Source organism: Streptomyces sp. NPDC018964, assembly GCF_044390325.1.
GTDB lineage: Bacteria > Actinomycetota > Actinomycetes > Streptomycetales > Streptomycetaceae > Streptomyces.
Genome location: NZ_JBIRYZ010000027.1, coordinates 36,510 through 53,324, shown reverse-complemented (window position 1 = coordinate 53,324; position 16,815 = coordinate 36,510). Strand labels below are relative to the sequence as shown.

Below are 16,815 nucleotides of genomic sequence, written 5' to 3'. Positions count from 1 at the left end.
CGCCCCGCCCGGCGGCTCACCGCGGTACCGCTCAGCCGCCGCACTGCTCCAGCATCGTCCGCCGGTCGGCCGACGTCACCGGCATCTCGTACTTGAGGGCGACCTGAGCGAAGCGGACCGCGTAGGCGCACCGCACGCCCTTGCTCGGCGGGAGCCAGGACGCCGGGCCGGAGTCCCCCTTGGCCGAGTTGGCCCGGCCCTCGACCGGTATCAGATTGAGGGTGTCGTTCGCCAGCCGCTCCCGCTTGTCCTCGGACCAGCGCGAGGAGCCCATCTGCCAGCTGTAGGAGAGCGGCACGACGTGGTCGATCTGCACCTCGGCGGCCTCCTGCTTGCGCCACTCGATGGTCGTGCCGGTGTACGGGTCGTCCAGCGTCATGGCGACCACCACGCAGTCGGACCCGGAACGGAAACGCACGTCCCGCCCGTCCCGCTGGAGCAGATCGTTCCGCGTGTCGCAGCCGTTCCTCGCCAGTGGCACTCCGTCGGCCGTGTCCATCCAGGCGTAGCCGAACTCGTCCCGGTCGTAGCCCGTCTTCGGTCCGCGGCCCTTGGTCGCCACCTTCGTGATGAGGGCGACGGCCTCGGCCCGGTCCGGCTCGCCGGTCACGGGCGCGAGGCCCGGTTCGGTGCCGTCGGGGTTGTCCAACGGGCTGACGGCGCGCCCGCCGCCGTCTCCGGTGCCGGCCGGGGAGTCCGCGTCCCGGGCTCCCTCGCAGCCGGCGAGGAGAGCCACCGCGGCGATCACCACCGGTCCCGTGCGCCGGGCCCGTGCGCCCCACCCCTTGTCTCGCGTCACCGCGCCCTCCCTTGCTCTTCCGAATTCCTGCCCTGGCGGGGGCGAGCCGATCCGGGACTCACCGTAACGAGTGAGAGGTCCAGACCAATCCTGCGCCATGCGGACATGCGCCGCAAAGCGCGCGTATCGTCGGTTCCGAGTACCCTCCGGAGGGAGTTCCCGCATGGGCATCCTCGACAAGTTCAAGAGCAACAAGGCGGCACGCGGCAAGGCCAAGCACGCCTCGGACGCCGCGGAACGGAAGATGAACGAGAGGACCGGCGGCAAGTACGAGCAGCGGATCGACACCGCGCAGCAGCAGGCCGAACGCCGGCTCGGCATGGACCGCGACCGTCCCGACCAGCCGTAGGGCCTCGCGCACCCGTCAGGGCCGTCCACGGCGACCTCACGCCGCGGACGGCCCCTCCCGTACGGGTCAGGAACCCAGGACCGACGTCAGGAACTCCCCGACCCAGCCCAGCAGGTCCCGCCCGACCAGCGGCTTGCCGCCCACCTTCGCGGTCTTCGGGCGCGGCACCAGCACCTGGTGCGCGGCCGCCTTGATGACCGTGCCGGGGTACAGGCGCTTCAGGCGCAGTTCCTGGGACTCGCGCAACTCCACCGGCGCGAAGCGGACGTTGGTGCCCTGGAGCACGATCTCGCCGACGCCGCACGCGCGGGCCAGCATCCGCAGACCCGCCACCAGCAGCAGGTTCTCCACCGGCTCCGGCAGCTTGCCGTAGCGGTCGACGAGTTCCTCGCGCACGGCCTTGATGTCGTCCTCCGAGTTCGCGGAGGCGATCGCCCGGTACGCCTGGAGGCGCAGCCGCTCGCCGGGCGCGTAGTCGTGCGGGACGTGCGCGTCGACGGGCAGCTCGATCTTGACCTCGAGCGGCGGCTCCTCCTCGATCCCGCCGGTCTCCAGCTGGCGCCGGTAGTCCGCGACCGCCTCGCCCACCATCCGCACGTACAGGTCGAAGCCGACGCCCGCGATGTGACCGGACTGCTCGCCGCCGAGGAGGTTTCCGGCGCCGCGGATCTCCAGGTCCTTCATCGCCACGTACATGCCCGCACCCATCTCGGTGTGCTGGGCGATCGTGGCGAGCCGCTCGTGCGCGGTCTCCGTCAGCGGCTTCTCCGGCGGGTACAGGAAGTAGGCGTACCCGCGCTCCCGGCCGCGCCCCACCCGGCCGCGCAGCTGGTGGAGCTGGCTGAGGCCGAAGTTGTCGCCGCGCTCCACGATGAGGGTGTTGGCGTTGGAGATGTCGATGCCGGACTCGACGATCGTCGTCGACACCAGCACGTCGAACTTCTTCTCCCAGAAGTCGACGACGACCCGCTCCAGCGCCGACTCCGACATCTGGCCGTGCGCGGTGGCGATCCGCGCCTCGGGCACGATCTCGCGCAGCCGGGCCGCCGCGCGGTCGATGGACTCGACCCGGTTGTGGATGTAAAAGACCTGGCCCTCGCGCAGCAGCTCGCGGCGGATCGCGGCGCCGATCTGCTTCTGCTCGTACGGGCCGACGAAGGTGAGCACCGGGTGGCGCTCCTCCGGCGGGGTGGTGATCGTCGACATCTCGCGGATGCCGGTGACCGCCATCTCCAGGGTGCGCGGGATCGGCGTGGCGGACATGGTCAGCACGTCGACGTTGGCGCGCAGCTTCTTCAGCTGCTCCTTGTGCTCGACGCCGAAGCGCTGCTCCTCGTCGACGATGACCAGGCCCAGGTCCTTGAACTTGGTCTCCGAGGAGAACAGGCGGTGGGTGCCGATGACGACGTCCACCGATCCCTCGCGCAGGCCCTCCAGCGTCGCCTTCGCCTCCGTGTCCGTCTGGAAGCGGGACAGCGCCTTCACGTTCACCGGGAACTGCGCGTACCGCTCGCTGAACGTCCCGAAGTGCTGCTGCACCAGCAGCGTGGTGGGGACGAGCACGGCGACCTGCTTGCCGTCCTGCACGGCCTTGAACGCGGCCCGCACCGCGATCTCCGTCTTGCCGTAGCCGACGTCGCCGCAGATCAGGCGGTCCATGGGGACCGACTTCTCCATGTCCTCCTTGACCTCGGCGATGGTGGTGAGCTGGTCGGGCGTCTCCGCGTACGGGAAGGCGTCCTCCAGCTCGCGCTGCCACGGCGTGTCGGGCCCGAAGGGGTGCCCGGGGGCCGCCATCCGCGCGCTGTACAGCTTGATCAGGTCGGCGGCGATCTCCTTGACCGCCTTCTTGGCGCGCGCCTTGGTCTTGGTCCAGTCGGCGCCGCCCAGGCGGTGCAGGGTGGGGGCCTCGCCGCCGACGTACTTGGTGATCTGCTCCAGCTGGTCGGTGGGGATGTAGAGCCGGTCGCCGGGCTGGCCGCGCTTGGCGGGGGCGTACTCCACGACCAGGTACTCGCGGGTGGCGCCCTGCACGGTGCGCTGCACCATCTCGATGTAGCGGCCCACGCCGTGCTGCTCGTGGACGATGTGGTCGCCCGCCTCCAGGGTGAGCGGGTCGATGGTCTTGCGGCGCCGGGCCGGCATCCGGGCGCCCTCGCGGCCGGAGGCCTTCTGGCCGGTCAGGTCGGTCTCGGTGAGCACGGCGAGCCTGAGCGCCGGGTCGACGAAGCCGTGGTCGACGCAGCCGCAGGCGACGTGCACGACGGACGGGGTGATCTCGCCGAGGTCCGCGTCGAGGCGGGCGGCGATGCCCTCGCCGCCGAGCACCTCGACCGTGCGGGCGGCCGGGCCGTGGCCCTCGGTGACGAACACCGTGCGCCAGCCGTCGGCGAGCCAGCCCTTGGTGTCGGCGAGGGCTCTGGCGGTGTCGCCGCGGTAGGTCTCGGGGGCGTGCATGCCGAGCTTGAGGGTGTCCGGGGCGCCCGCCGCGTCAGCGGCAGACGTCAGCGCCTCGTCGGCGGCGAACGGCGACACCGACCACCACATCATGTCCAGCTCACGGGCCCGGTCGCGGACGTCCGCGATGGACCACAGGGAGGCCGCGCCGACGTCGATGGGCGCCTCCCCGCCGCCGGCGGTGGCCGCCCAGGACGCCTGCAGGAACTCCTGGCTCGTCGCCACCAGGTCGGCGGCCCGGGTCCGCACCCGCTCGGGGTCGCAGACGACGGCCATGGCGCCCTTGGGCAGCACGTCCAGCAGCAGCTCCATGTCGTCGACGAGGACGGGCGCCAGGGACTCCATGCCCTCCACCGCGATCCCCTCGGCGATCTTCCCGAGGAGCTCCCCCAGCTCCGGATGCTGCTCGGCAAGGACCCGCGCGCGCTCCCGCACGTCCTCGGTGAGCAGCAGCTCGCGGCAGGGCGGGGCCCACAGGCCGTGCTCGGCGACCTCCAGGGAGCGCTGGTCGGCGACCTTGAAGTAGCGGATCTCCTCGACGTCGTCGCCCCAGAACTCCACCCGCAGGGGGTGCTCCTCGGTCGGCGGGAACACGTCGAGGATGCCGCCCCGTACGGCGAACTCGCCGCGCTTCTCGACCAGTTCCACGCGCGCGTACGCGGCGGCGGCGAGGGCTTCGACAATCTCGTTCAGATCGGCGTTCTGCCCGGTGCGCAGGGAGACCGGCTCCAGGTCGCCCAGGCCCTTGACCTGGGGCTGGAGCACCGAGCGCACGGGGGCGACGACGACGGAGACCGGGCCGGTCTCGGGGTCGTCGGGGCGGGGGTGGGCCAGGCGGCGCAGCACGGCCAGGCGGCGGCCGACGGTGTCGCTGCGGGGGCTGAGCCGCTCGTGCGGCAGCGTCTCCCAGGACGGGTACTCCACGACGCCCTCGGGCGGGAGCAGGGAACGCAGGGCCGCCGCCAGGTCCTCCGCCTCGCGTCCCGTGGCCGTCACCGCCAGTACGGGGCGGCCGGTGTCGCGGGCCAGGGCGGCGACGGTGAGGGGGCGGGCCGCGGGCGGGCCGACCAGGTCGACGTGCATGCGGTTGCCGTCCGTGGCGGCCGCGATCGCTTCCGCGAGAGCGGTGTCCTTGACTACGGCGTCGAGCAGACCGTGCAGGCTCATTCGGGGCGCTTTCCGTCCGGGGGTGTGCAACACGTCGGGCCCGACGCGCGCGGCGGGCCGGGGTTGTCCAGCGTACGTCGCCGGAGACCCCCGGTGCCCGGGCTGTGGACAACGTCCACCGACCGGTGGGCGGCGCCGGTGCCCGGCCTCCCCAAGGGGTTTCCGCCCCCTGGACTTCCGTTCGACCCCGGACGGGCCTCGCCCCCGGACACCGGCCGGGCCGAACGGAACGACCCGGCGCCGGGGCGGGCCCCCCGGGCGGGCCCGCGCCGGGGGGTTGCCCCGCCCCCCCCCGATTGGGGGGGGAGTGGGGGGGGGGTGGGGTCAGGGAGTTCATGCGGGCCCCCCCGGAACCCCCCCCGCCCCCCCGCGCGCCCCCCCCCCCCCCGCCCCGGGGCGGCCCCCCCCCCCCCCCCCCGGCGGCCCCCCCCCCCCGCCCCCCCCCCCGGCGCCGGGTGTTTCCCCCGCAACCCCCGTATGCGGTGGCTAGTCGGTGGCGATGGCGTTCAGGACGTTCATGCGGCCCGCCCGGAAGGCCGGGACCAGGGCGGCGAACAGGCCCACGAAGGCCGAGCCGATGAAGACGCCGGTGATCGTCGGCCACGGGATCTCGAGGACCTTCAGGCCCTCCAGGGCGAGCAACTGCTGCGCGGTCGCGCCCCAGCCCATGCCCAGTCCGAGGCCCAGCAGGGCACCGAAGAGGGCGATCACGACCGACTCCATGCGGATCATGCGGCGCAGCTGCCGGCGCGAGAGGCCGATGGCCCGCATCAGGCCGATCTCCCGGGTCCGCTCCACCACCGACAGGGCCAGGGTGTTCACCACACCGAGGACCGCCACGACGATCGCCAGGGCCAGCAGACCGTAGATCATGTTCAGCAGCTGGCCTATCTGGTCCTTCAGCGCCTCCTTGTAGTCGGTCTGGTCGCGCACCGTGTACTGCGGGTAGTCGTGCAGCGCGTCCTTGAGCGCCGTGTACGCGGCGTCGGTCCGCCCGTCCTTCGCCGAGGCGAAGAGCAGCATGTCCAGCGGCATCTTCTCGGCCGGCACGTACGTGGCGAGCGTGTCGATGGACGTGTACATCGCGCCCGCGTCGATGACGGCCTCACTGCTGGTGATGGCCCGGACCGTCAGCGTGCCCGTCTCGCCGTCCTTGAACGCGATCTCGATCTTCGAGCCGATCTTGATGCCGTGGTCCTTCGCGAAGTCCTCGTGGACGGACATCGAGTCGGGCCTGTAGGCGTCGCCGAGCTTCCCGGCAACCGTCTCGATCCGCAGGTCGGTCGCGTACGTCGGATCGGCCGCCGTGATCGCCGTGTCCTTCAGCGTCTTGCCGTCGGGCGTGGTGAAGTCGGCCTCGGTCCACTTGTACTCGGTGACCCGGTCCACCCCGGGCGACTTCTTCACGGCCTCGACGGCCTGCGGGGTGATCAACTGGCCGGTGTCGGACTGGATGATGAAGTCCGTGCCGACGCTCTTGTCGAGCTCGTCGGTGGCGGAGGCGACCATGGAGGAGCCGACCACGGACAGGCACGCCACCAGCGCCAGACCGATCATCAGCGCGGCGCCCGTCGCGCCGGTGCGACGCGGGTTGCGCAGGGCGTTGCGCTCGGCCATGCGGCCCACGGGACCGAAGGCCCGCAGCAGGATCGCGCCGAGGACCCGCACCACACCGCTCGCCAGCACCGGTCCGATGACGACGAAGCCGATCAGGGAGAGCACCACGCCCAGGCCCAGCCACAGGGAGCCGTCGGTGGCCTTGTCGGCCGTCCCCGCCAGGTAGAGGCAGGCCCCGCCGGCGCCGGTGAGGACCAGGCCGATCCCGCCGCGTATCCAGCCGGCCTTGGCGTCCGCCGGGGTGCCGGCGTCGCGCAGCGCGGCCATCGGGGAGATCTTCCCCGCCCGCCGGGCGGGCAGGTAGGCGGCGAGCACGGTGACGACGACGCCGAGGAGCAGTCCGAGCACCGGGGTCGTCCAGGCCACCGTGAGGTCGTCCGTGGACAGGTCCATGCCCATCATGCCCATGAGCTTCATCAGACCGACCGCGAGCCCCACGCCCGCGCCGACTCCGAGGACCGAGCCGAGGACGCCGAGCAGCAGCGCCTCGACCAGCACCGAGCGGTTGACCTGCCTGCGGGACGAGCCGATCGCCCGCATCAGGCCGATCTCCCGGGTGCGCTGGGCGACCAGCATGGAGAAGGTGTTGATGATCAGGAAGATGCCGACGAGGAAGGCGATCCCGGCGAAGCCGAGCATGGCGTACCTCATGACGCTCATGAAGTCCTCGACGTCCTTCTGGTTGGCCTCCGCGGTCTCCTCCGCGGTCTGCACCTTGTAGGCGCCGCCGAGCTCGGCCGCGACGTCCTTCTTCAGCTGCTCGTCGCTGACGCCGGCCGCCGCGGTGACGTTGACGTTGGTGTAGACGCCGCTCTCGCCGACCAGGGTCCGCTGCGCGGTCTTCGTGTCCAGGTAGAAGATCGCGGCACCGGGGTTGGTGACGGTGAAGTCGGCGATGCCGGAGATCTTCGCGGTGTGCGTGCCGACCACGGTGATCACGCCGATCTCGTCACCGAGCTTCAGGTCGTGCTTGTCGGCGGTGTCGGCGTCGACCATGATCTGGTCCGCGCCCTCGGGCGCCGCACCCTCGGTGATCTTCATGGTGCGGGCGTCGTTGCCGTTCCAGCTGCCGACGATGGTCGGGCCGCCGCTGGTCGGCGAGAGGCTGTCCTTGTCGGCGTCGACGACGGTCACCGAGGTGGAGAACACCGTGCCCTCGGCCGACTTCACGCCGTCCGCGCCCTTGACCTCGTCGAGCACGGAGGCCGGTATCACCGGCGGCTTGCCGTTGTCCGCGGTCGTCTCACCGCTGTCGGAGGCACCCTTGGCGCTCACCGTGACGTCCGACGACGTGGCCGCGAACAGCTTGTCGAACGTCGTGTTCATGGTGTCCGTGAACACCAGCGTGCCGCACACGAACGCCACCGACAGCAGCACCGCCACCGCCGACAGCGCCATGCGCCCCTTGTGCGCGAAGAAGTTGCGCATCGAGGTCTTCAGGACGGTCATGACGTACGCCCCCGGGCGTCGAAGTCCTTCATCCGGTCCAGGACCTGATCGGCCGTCGGCTGGTGCATCTCGTCGACGATGCGACCGTCGGCCAGATACAGCACCCGGTCCGCGTAGGAGGCGGCCACCGGGTCGTGGGTGACCATCACGATGGTCTGGCCCAGCTCGTCCACCGAGCGGCGCAGGAAGCCGAGCACCTCGGCACCGGCGCGGGAGTCGAGGTTCCCGGTCGGCTCGTCACCGAAGATGATCTCCGGCCGGGCCGCCAGCGCCCGCGCCACCGCGACCCGCTGCTGCTGGCCGCCGGACAGCTGCGTCGGCCGGTGCTTCAGCCGCTCCGCGAGCCCGACGGTCTCCACCACCCGGTCCAGCCACGCCTTGTCGGGCTTGCGGCCGGCGATGTCCATGGGAAGCGTGATGTTCTCGATCGCGTTCAGTGTCGGCAGCAGGTTGAACGCCTGGAAGATGAACCCGATCCGGTCCCGGCGCAGCCGCGTGAGCTTCTTGTCCTTCAGACCGGTTATCTCGGTCTCGTCCAAGTGGATCTGCCCGGACGTCACGGTGTCGAGCCCGGCGAGGCAGTGCATCAACGTGGACTTGCCGGACCCCGAAGGGCCCATGATCGCGGTGAACTGGCCGCGGGCGATGTCCACGTCGACGTGATCGAGGGCGACGACACGGGTCTCGCCCGACCCGTACGCCTTCACGACCTGCCGCGCCCGCGCGGCAACGGCCGTACTCCCTCCCGCCACCCGGCCGCCACCCCTCATCGAGGCGCTTCGCGCCGCACCTTCTGAATCGCCCCCGTGCCCGGGAATGGTCACAGCCGATGTCACGGTAAGTCTCCTATATCGGTCAGCAAGTGAAAGCGGTGCCCCGTCGCCCGCCCGTCGTACCCGGCGGCCGCTCCGTGCGTGTTCGTGCGACGTGATTCAGTCTGACGGCCGGCAGGGGCCCCGCGCCCTGGTGTTCAGCGCAGTCTTGTACTGAGGAAAACCCCACCCCCGCCGGTGCGGTGCGCCGCCCCCCAGCGGCGTAAAGCCAGGTTAAGGAAGACCCCCGCCCCGTCTCGTCCTCCGCCGGTACGAACCCTCCCCGACCCGTAGTACGGAGGTACCCCTAAGGGCTCTCCTCCGGCGGGTGGACACCGTCTCAGGGTCGGCTCATCCCACCGGCCCATCCGCATCCGCCCTCCCGCGACGCGCGGGTCGGGTGCGAAGCTGTCCGGCGGCGAACACGTGCAAGGGGCAAGCAGCGAGGAAGGAACTCCGGGTGGACGGCACCAGACCGGTGACACGCGACAGCGGACGATCCGCCGCGACCGGACGGCGCGGCGCCGTCGTCGCCGCGCTGATGCTCGCGATGGCCCTGGCGGCACTCGACTCCACCATCGTGTCCACCGCCGTCCCGCAGATCGTCGGCGACCTGGGCGGCTTCTCCTACTTCTCCTGGCTCTTCTCCGGCTACCTGCTGGCCGTCACGGTCACCCTCCCCGTCTACGGCAAGCTCTCCGACACCTTCGGCCGCAAACCGGTCCTCGTCGCGGGCGCCGCCCTGTTCCTGCTGGGCTCGCTGCTGTGCGCCACCGCCTGGAACATGGCCGCGCTCGTCGCGTTCCGCGTCGTGCAGGGCCTGGGCGGCGGCGCCCTCCAGGGCACGGTGCAGACCCTCGCCGCCGACCTGTACCCGCTCGAGGAACGCCCGAAGATCCAGGCCCGCCTCTCCACCGTGTGGGCCCTCTCCGCGGTGACTGGCCCCGGCATCGGCGGACTGCTCGCCTCCTACGCCGACTGGCGCTGGATCTTCCTCGTCAACCTGCCCGTCGGGGCGGTGGCGTTGTGGCTGATCGTGCGTCACCTCCACGAGCCGTCACGGGAGAAAGCCCGCCACGCGCGCGTGGACTGGGCGGGCGCGACCGCGATCTTCGCCTGCGGGGGCGTCCTGCTCACCGCGCTCGTCCAGGGCGGAGTCGCCTGGCCGTGGCTGTCCGCACCGTCACTCGCCCTGTTCGCGGCGGGAGCCGCGCTCCTGGCGGCCGTGGTCGTCGCGGAACACCGCGCGGCGGAACCGATCATCCCCGGCTGGGTGTGGCGCCGCCGCACGATCGCCGCCGTCAACCTGGCCTTCGGCGCCCTGGGCCTGCTGATGGTGGCCCCCACGGTCTTCCTGCCCACCTACGCCCAGTCCGTCCTCGGCCTCTCCCCGGTGGCCGCCGGATTCGTCCTCTCCGTGTGGACGCTGACCTGGCCGGTGTCGGCCGCCCTCAGCCAGCACGTGTACCGCCGCATCGGCTTCCGCGACACCGCGATGCTCGGCATCGGCACGGCCGCGGCCGTCCTCCTCGCGTTCACCTTCCTCCCCTATCCCGGCGAGGCGTGGCAGCCGACCCTGCTGATGCTGCTGCTGGGCGCGGCCCTCGGCCTGTTCCAGCTGCCCCTGATCATCGGGGTGCAGTCGTCGGTGGAATGGGAGGAACGCGGCACGGCGACCGGGTCGATCCTCTTCTGCCGGCAGACCGGCCAGACCGTCGGCGCGGCCCTCTTCGGCGCGGTCGCCAACGGCGTCCTGGCCACACGCCTCGGCGGCGCGCACGACCTGGACTCCGTCACCCGCGCCCTGGACGCGGGCACCGTCCCCGAGGCGACCCGCCGGGCCGTCGCGGACGCCGTGCACGCGGTCTACCTCGGCGCGGCGGGCGCGGCGGCACTGGCGTTCCTGTTCCTGCTGGTCCTCGCACCGCGCACGTTCCCTGTGCTCAAGGACTGAACGGGCCCCGCACCCCGAACGCCCCCTTCCGCACCCAGCCGCGGCACAGGACCCCCACCCGGAGCCGGATCACTCCACGGTCCGCCCCGTCAGCGCGCTGAGGCCCGCGCACACCTGGTCCAGCTGCGCCTGTACGTCCTCCCGCCTCCCGGCGTGCTCACGCAGCACCCGCTCGGTCTCCCGCGCGACACCCTCCGCGCGGACACACGCCTCGGCCAGCAGCTCCGCCGCCCGCTCCCGCGCCTCCTCCGCGCAGCGCCGCGCCGACTCCTCCGCGTCGGCGAAGACCTGCCGCGCCTCGGCCAGCACCCCCTCGGCACGCTCCTCCGCCTCCGCGTTCCTGGCCTCCAGCGCGGCCACCCGCGCGGCCTCCTCCCGGGCCACCGCCTCCAGCCGCTCCGCCTGCGCCCCGGCCGCCTCGGCCAGCACCGCCGAGGTACGCTCCCGCATCTCCCGCAGCACCACCAGCGTCTGCGCGCGCCGCTCCTTCACCTCGGCCCGGGCCTCGGCCCGGATCCGGTCGGCCTCCGCGCGGGCCGCCAGCAGCACCTCCCCCGCGTGTTCATCGGCCTCGGCGCGTACGGCCTCGGCGTGCGCCCGCGCGGCCTCCCGCACGCCGGCCGCGTCGTCCTCCGCCAGGTCCGTCACGTCCCGCACGTACTGCCGCGCCGTCTGCCGTACGTCCGCCGCCTCCTCCCCGGCCAGCTCGAACAGCCGCCGCGCGCTCTGCCCGAGCGACTCGTACGTCTGCGGCGCCAGCCCCGCCACCCGCACCCGCAGCAGCTCCAGCTCCTCCTCCATCTCCCGGGCGAGGACGGTGAGCCGCGCGGCCCGCTCCCAGGCGGCGTCACGATCACCCGAGAGGGCCTCGACGAACGCGATCACCTGCAAGGGACGGTAACCACGCCCCCGTACGAGCTCGAAGCCCTGCGACGACACCGATGCGCTGCTCACCCTGGAACCCCTCTCCACCGACGGACACGAAGCCCAGCACGAAAGACCGAGCACGAAATGGGATGAATCGCGCACATCTTGGTGGATGACACGGAAGTGTTCATAACGCGACACTCCGCGAGGAGGGCACGCAAAAGCCGGGCCCGGTCGTCCTGACGACCGGGCCCGGCTCCCCACCTCACACGGGGTTCAACCGCGACGGATCACAACAACCCGTCCCACATCTGCTCCAGCAGCACCGACCACCAGCTCTCCGGCGAACCCAGCGCCGCCGGGTCCAGCGCGGCCAGCTGCGCCTGGAAGTCCACCGTCCAGCGGCCCGCCTGCTCCTGGTTCAGCCCGAACCGCAGCCGCCACATCCGGCCCAGCAGCGCCAGACAGCGCGCGAACTCCGGCAGACCGGTGTTCACGAACTGCGGCGGCACCGGCACACCACCCGGCCCGGCCTCCACCGGCACCGCGACGATGTTCGCCGTGCCGTACTGCACACAGATCGCCTTGCCGAAGTCACTGCCCATCACCAGGTACGAACCCGCGTCCGAGGCCGGCTGCACACCCCGCTCCGCCGCCAGCTCCGCCAGCGTCGGCACCGGCCGTCCCGGCTGCGCCTGCGCCCAGAAGAACGGACCCATGTCCAGCGGCAGCCCTGCCACCACCAGGGTGTGCGCCACGACCGGCGGCACACCCTGCCGGGACACCGCCGCCTGCTCGAACCGGAACACACCCGGCCCGAACGCCCCCGCCAGCTCCTGCGCGACCGCCTCCGGCGGAACCGGCGGCACGGGCTGCACCGGCGGAATCGGCGCACGCACCGGCGCGGGACGCGCCGGACCGTCCGCCACCTGGTGCAACTCCCCCTGATGGGCCAGCAACTGCCCCATGCCCTGCTGCCGGCTCGCGTGATCCGTGCCGTACGGGGCGATGGACGTGATCCGCGCCTGCGGCCACTGCTCACGGATCATCCGCGCACAGTACGCACCCGGCAGCTCGCACGACTCCAGCTCGGTGTGCAGCTCCAGCACCTGGTCCGGCGGCACGTTCATGGCGCGCAGCTCGTGGAAGATCTGCCACTCCGGGTGCGGCGTACCCGGCGCCGAACGCCGTATCAACTGCTGCTCGCTGCCGTCCTGCGCGCGGTAGCGCAGCACGGCCTGGTAGCCGGGGCCGACGGTCGGCCGGCCGGCGGGCGGCTGCGGATAGCCGTACGCCGGCGGCCGCCCCGGCACGGGAACCCCGGGCGCGGGCACACCGGGGGGCATCCCGCCGGGCACGCCCGGGGGCGCCGGGGGCGGAGGCGCACCGGGCCCGGCCACCGGCGGCGCGGCCAGCACGGTCTCCGCGTGATGCACGGGCCCGCGCCCGCCCCCGGCCGTACCGGGAGCACCGGGCGGAACCGGCGGCGGAGGAGCACCCGGAACACCGGGGGGACTGGGGGGACCGGGGGGCCCCGGAGGCTGAGGCGCGCCAGGAGCACCAGGCGGCTGAGGAGCGCCGGGAGCACCCGGAACGCCGGGAGGCCCCGGAGGCTGGGGCGCGCCGGGACCGCCCGGGCCCGTGCCGCCCGGGCCCGCGAGCATCGTCGCCGCGTGGTGGACACCACCGGGCGGCGGAGGCGGGGCCGGCGTCCCGGGCGGCGGGGTCGAACCACCCGGCGTGCCCGGCCCGTCGGGGCCGAGCGGCGGCACCATCTGCGTCGGCACGTACCCGCCCGCCGGAGCGGACGGCGGCGCGGGCGTACCCCCCGGACGCGCACCCGGGGCCCCCGGGGCACCCGGAGGAGGCGGCGGGGCCACCGCGCCCGAGCCGCGCCGCGGAGGCGGAGTCGCCTTGCTGGTCGCGGCGTCCGCGATGTCCCCGGCGTTCGGCGCGAGCGGCCGCTCCGGCACACCCGGACCAGCCGACGGAGGCGGAGGCGCAGGCGTGGACGCAGGCGCACCACCGGGCCCGTACGGCGCACCCCCCTGCGTGGGCGGCGGCGCACCCGGCACCCCCTGCGGCGCACCGGAATCCCCGACCACCGGCGCGACAGCCGTCGGCGGAAGCCCGCTGCCACCCGACATCAGCGCCGTCTTCGCCTCCGGCGGAGCCACGGGCGGCGGAACGTCGTCACCGGACTCGCTCAGCTGCGGCGCGAACACGGTCTCCGGCAACGGAACGGAACGGTCCTCACCGGCATCGGCATTGGTGTCCGTACCGGCCCACGGAGTCGCCCCCGCCGGCACACCCGCCCCCGCGGGAGAACCACTCCCCCCGGCAACGGGCCACGCGGCACCACTCCCCGCCCCCGAAGCAGACCCCGCGGACACCTCCGAACCCGAACCCGAACCACCGACCGAAGCCGAACCCGTATCCGAACCACCGGCCGAACCCGCGGACGCACCCGCCCCCGAACCCTCCCCCCGCCTGTCCGGAATCCCCAGCCGGTCCGCCGCCTCCTGCAACCACTCCGGCGGACTCAACAAGAACGACGTCTGATTCAGATCCACCCGCGCCGCAGGCGCCGGCACCGGCTCGGACGCCGAACCGTCACGGCCGTACTCCTCCTCGTACCGGCGGATCACCTCACCCACCGGCAACGCCGGCCACAACGTCGCCTCACCACTGTCACGGGCGATCACCAGCCGCTGCGCACCCCCGTCCGAACGGGGCCCGTCCGCACGGTCCTCCGCCCACACCACGAACCCGAGGCCGAACTCCCGCACCCGCACCTCACGGTGCTGATACGCCGGCACCTCCCCGTTGACCCACTCCTCCGCACGCTCCTGCGCCTGCGCGAACGTCACCATCGCCGAAGCTCACTCCCCCGCGGAAGAAACCGGAACGGCACGCGCGAACCCACCGTCCACCATCAGATTCGCCACCGTCTCCAGCTCCGGCGGAGACCCCGCCAACCGGGACAGGAACACATCGAAATCGTCCCCGCACGGCAACAACAACCGCTCCACCCGCTCAGCAGGCGGCCACGACGGATCCACGTCCCGCGCGTCGTCGTACGCACAGAACCACACCGACCCCTGCCGCTCACCCCGCACCTTCACGGCCAGCAGACCACCCTGCACGAAAGCGACGCACAGATAGTCCTTGGTCAGATGATCACGCAGACACTTGTTCACATACACGAGGTCATTGACCGCCGCCTCGTCCCGCACCGTGAAGAACGGCTGGTCCACCAGCAGCCCCAGCTCCGCGTCCAACGCCGTCCCCACCGGCGCACAACCACCCGCCGCCTTCAAGAACGACCGGTACGCACCCGGCAACCGGTACCCGAGATCCTCCTCCACCCCCAGGACCTGCGACTCCGTCACCGCCACACCCGACTTCGGCAACCCGAAATGCGCCGGCCGCGTCTCCTGCAACGGCCGCGTACCCCGCTTGCCGTGGTCCACCGTCGACGTCGCCACCCCACCGTGATGCCGCAGCAACGCCTTCACCTCGACCGGCACCAACTCCAGCCGCCGCGACCCCACCACGTGATGCCACGTCCACCCGTGCGGCGTCGCCACCGCCGGCACCGTGTCCCACAACTCATGACCACTCGCCGCCAACGCCGCGTTCGCCGACACGTAGTCCGTCAACCGCAACTCGTCGACACCGAAACCCCCCGGCGGCTCCGCCACCTCCGCGGCCGCACGCGCATAGGGCGAGAAATCCGGATAACCACGCTCATCCACCCGCACCCCCCGCGGGTGACGCGCCGCCCGCACCGGATCCGGGAAGTGCACGACCTGCCCGGCATAAGCCGCGTTCGGCGGCGCGGCCCGTCCCCCGGCCTGGCGGCCGGGAGGCACACCCAGCCCGAGCCGACCTGTCGTCATCGCGGTTGCCCCCTGCGGCACTCTGACGCCCCGCACCGCCCGCCTCCGGACCACCACGGAACGTATTCGACTGTCACGTCTGTCTCGACTGCTTACCGCCACGACCCCCACGGCGCCCGCACACCCAACCGCACGGATCACCGCATGGACCGCGGTTGCCGACAGCCTATGCGGTACGACGACACCGGTCACCGGCGCCGGCCATCCACCCCTCCACTTCCGTGACCAGCCGTCACCCTCCCGTGACAGCCCGCCCAAACCCGGGCGTGTCGCCCCGCCCCAGCTTCCGCATCAGCCACGCCATTTGGCACCCTGTGACCTCCGGGGGGATGCTCGGGAGGGGATGATGATCATGAACGTGACGCAGACGGGGCCACACAGCGGCCCCACCGGCAACCCTCGCTCCGGCGACCCCCGCATCGGCTGGAGCGCCACCGACACCCCCCACACCCCCACCCTCCACCACCGCCGCGACGGCATCCTGCCCACCATCGCGGCCGCCCTCTCCGTCCGCGGCGCCACCCTCACCTGCACCGCCGCCCGCGGCGACACACCCCCCACCCTCCACCCCCTCGTCCAGGACTTCCTCGACACCCTCACCAGCGACCAACGCGACCGCTTCACCGGCCGCTGCGCCGAAACCATCCTCATCTCCCGGCACATCACCACCGCCGACAGCGCCCGCAGCAAACGCGCCGCACGCAAACCCATGACCAACGGCGAAGCCCGCAAAAGCCTCAAGAACGCCAAACTCACCACCCGACGCATCCGCGAGGACGGCGACCCCCTCCACGGCGCCTACGCCACCCCCTGCCGCGCCTGCACCGCACTCACCGCCCACTTCGGCATCCGCATGATCGACCCCGCCACCACCAACTGACCCGGCCCCGACCCCGCACCACCCACGACCCCGACACACGAAAAGCAGATGCACACCGACCGCACCTCCACCACCCGCTTCGCCGTACCCGTCGACGCAGCCCTACGCGCCGCCGGCTGGCAACCCGGACGCTGGGACATCAAACAAGCGGAAATCTGGGCCGACACCCTCCGCGACCACACCTCACCCGCAGGACACCGCCACACCGTCTTCCCCGCAGCCGTCGAAGCCTGGGCCGAATTCGGCGGACTCCACCTGACCCCCAACGGCCCCGGCCGCCAGATCGCCCCCGCCACCCTGCACCTCGACCCCCTCCACGGCCTCCACCTCGCCCGCACCCTCGGCGACCTCGGCCGCGCCCTCGACACCGAGGTCTGCCCCCTCGGCGCCGAAACCGACACCCAAGCCCTCCTCGCCATCGACGCCCACGGCCGCGTCTACGCCCTCGACCACACCGGCGACTGGTACCTCGGCCCCGACATCGACCACGCCCTCACCACCCTCGTCTCCGGCATACAGCCCACCCGCCTCACCACCGGCTGAACACCACGAGACGACGACC

The 16,815-nt window shown here is 72.5% G+C and carries 11 protein-coding genes; 4 read left to right on the top strand and 7 right to left on the bottom strand.

Annotation, left to right across the window (positions count from 1 at the left end; all coding sequences use genetic code 11):
- Window positions 1–31: 31 nt before the first annotated feature.
- Complete coding sequence (locus ACH5AO_RS31765; RefSeq protein WP_398930718.1) at window positions 32–799, bottom strand: HNH endonuclease family protein; 768 nt, start codon at window positions 797–799, stop codon at window positions 32–34.
- Between the two features lie 163 nt (window positions 800–962).
- Here ACH5AO_RS31765 and ACH5AO_RS31760 point away from each other — a divergent pair, with 163 nt between their 5' ends.
- Entirely contained in the window at window positions 963–1,148 is a 186-nt protein-coding gene (locus ACH5AO_RS31760; RefSeq protein ID WP_398930716.1) for an antitoxin, read from the top strand.
- Window positions 1,149–1,214: 66 nt separating this feature from the next.
- Here ACH5AO_RS31760 and mfd read toward each other — a convergent pair whose 3' ends face one another.
- The 3 genes from mfd to ACH5AO_RS31745 all read right to left on the bottom strand — a co-directional run bounded on the left by mfd (window position 1,215) and on the right by ACH5AO_RS31745 (window position 8,674).
- Window positions 1,215–4,772 (bottom strand): transcription-repair coupling factor, encoded by a 3,558-nt coding sequence (gene mfd, locus ACH5AO_RS31755; protein ID WP_398930714.1) that lies wholly within the window; start codon window positions 4,770–4,772, stop codon window positions 1,215–1,217.
- A gap of 486 nt (window positions 4,773–5,258) precedes the next feature.
- The gene (locus ACH5AO_RS31750; protein ID WP_398930712.1) at window positions 5,259–7,838 is read right to left on the bottom strand and encodes an ABC transporter permease; all 2,580 of its coding nucleotides are present in this window, start codon (window positions 7,836–7,838) and stop codon (window positions 5,259–5,261) included.
- Entirely contained in the window at window positions 7,835–8,674 is an 840-nt protein-coding gene (locus tag ACH5AO_RS31745) for an ABC transporter ATP-binding protein (protein WP_398930710.1), read from the bottom strand. The genes ACH5AO_RS31750 and ACH5AO_RS31745 overlap by 4 nt, the downstream gene beginning before the upstream one ends.
- Window positions 8,675–9,110: 436 nt before the next feature.
- On the opposite strand from ACH5AO_RS31745, the gene ACH5AO_RS31740 reads away from it, so the two are divergent.
- Window positions 9,111–10,604, top strand: coding sequence for an MFS transporter (locus ACH5AO_RS31740; protein WP_398930708.1), 1,494 nt, complete (start codon window positions 9,111–9,113; stop codon window positions 10,602–10,604).
- Window positions 10,605–10,673: 69 nt separating this feature from the next.
- Here the strand turns inward: ACH5AO_RS31740 and ACH5AO_RS31735 are convergent, their stop codons facing one another.
- From ACH5AO_RS31735 to ACH5AO_RS31725, 3 genes are all read right to left on the bottom strand, one after another.
- A complete protein-coding gene (locus ACH5AO_RS31735; RefSeq protein WP_398930706.1) occupies window positions 10,674–11,558 on the bottom strand; it encodes a cellulose-binding protein in 885 nt (294 codons plus the stop codon).
- Between the two features lie 203 nt (window positions 11,559–11,761).
- The gene (locus ACH5AO_RS31730) at window positions 11,762–14,344 is read right to left on the bottom strand and encodes an SUKH-4 family immunity protein (protein WP_398930704.1); all 2,583 of its coding nucleotides are present in this window, start codon (window positions 14,342–14,344) and stop codon (window positions 11,762–11,764) included.
- Between the two features lie 9 nt (window positions 14,345–14,353).
- Window positions 14,354–15,373 carry an SMI1/KNR4 family protein gene (locus ACH5AO_RS31725; RefSeq protein ID WP_398930701.1) on the bottom strand — a complete coding sequence of 340 codons (1,020 nt, stop codon included), beginning with the start codon at window positions 15,371–15,373 and terminating at the stop codon, window positions 14,354–14,356.
- Between the two features lie 352 nt (window positions 15,374–15,725).
- Here ACH5AO_RS31725 and ACH5AO_RS31720 point away from each other — a divergent pair, with 352 nt between their 5' ends.
- Together ACH5AO_RS31720 and ACH5AO_RS31715 are read left to right on the top strand one after the other, a co-directional pair.
- Window positions 15,726–16,253, top strand: a complete 528-nt coding sequence (locus tag ACH5AO_RS31720; protein WP_398930699.1) for a YwqJ-related putative deaminase — start codon at window positions 15,726–15,728, stop codon at window positions 16,251–16,253.
- Between the two features lie 48 nt (window positions 16,254–16,301).
- Complete coding sequence (locus ACH5AO_RS31715) at window positions 16,302–16,796, top strand: SUKH-3 domain-containing protein (protein WP_398930697.1); 495 nt, start codon at window positions 16,302–16,304, stop codon at window positions 16,794–16,796.
- Window positions 16,797–16,815: the final 19 nt, after the last annotated feature.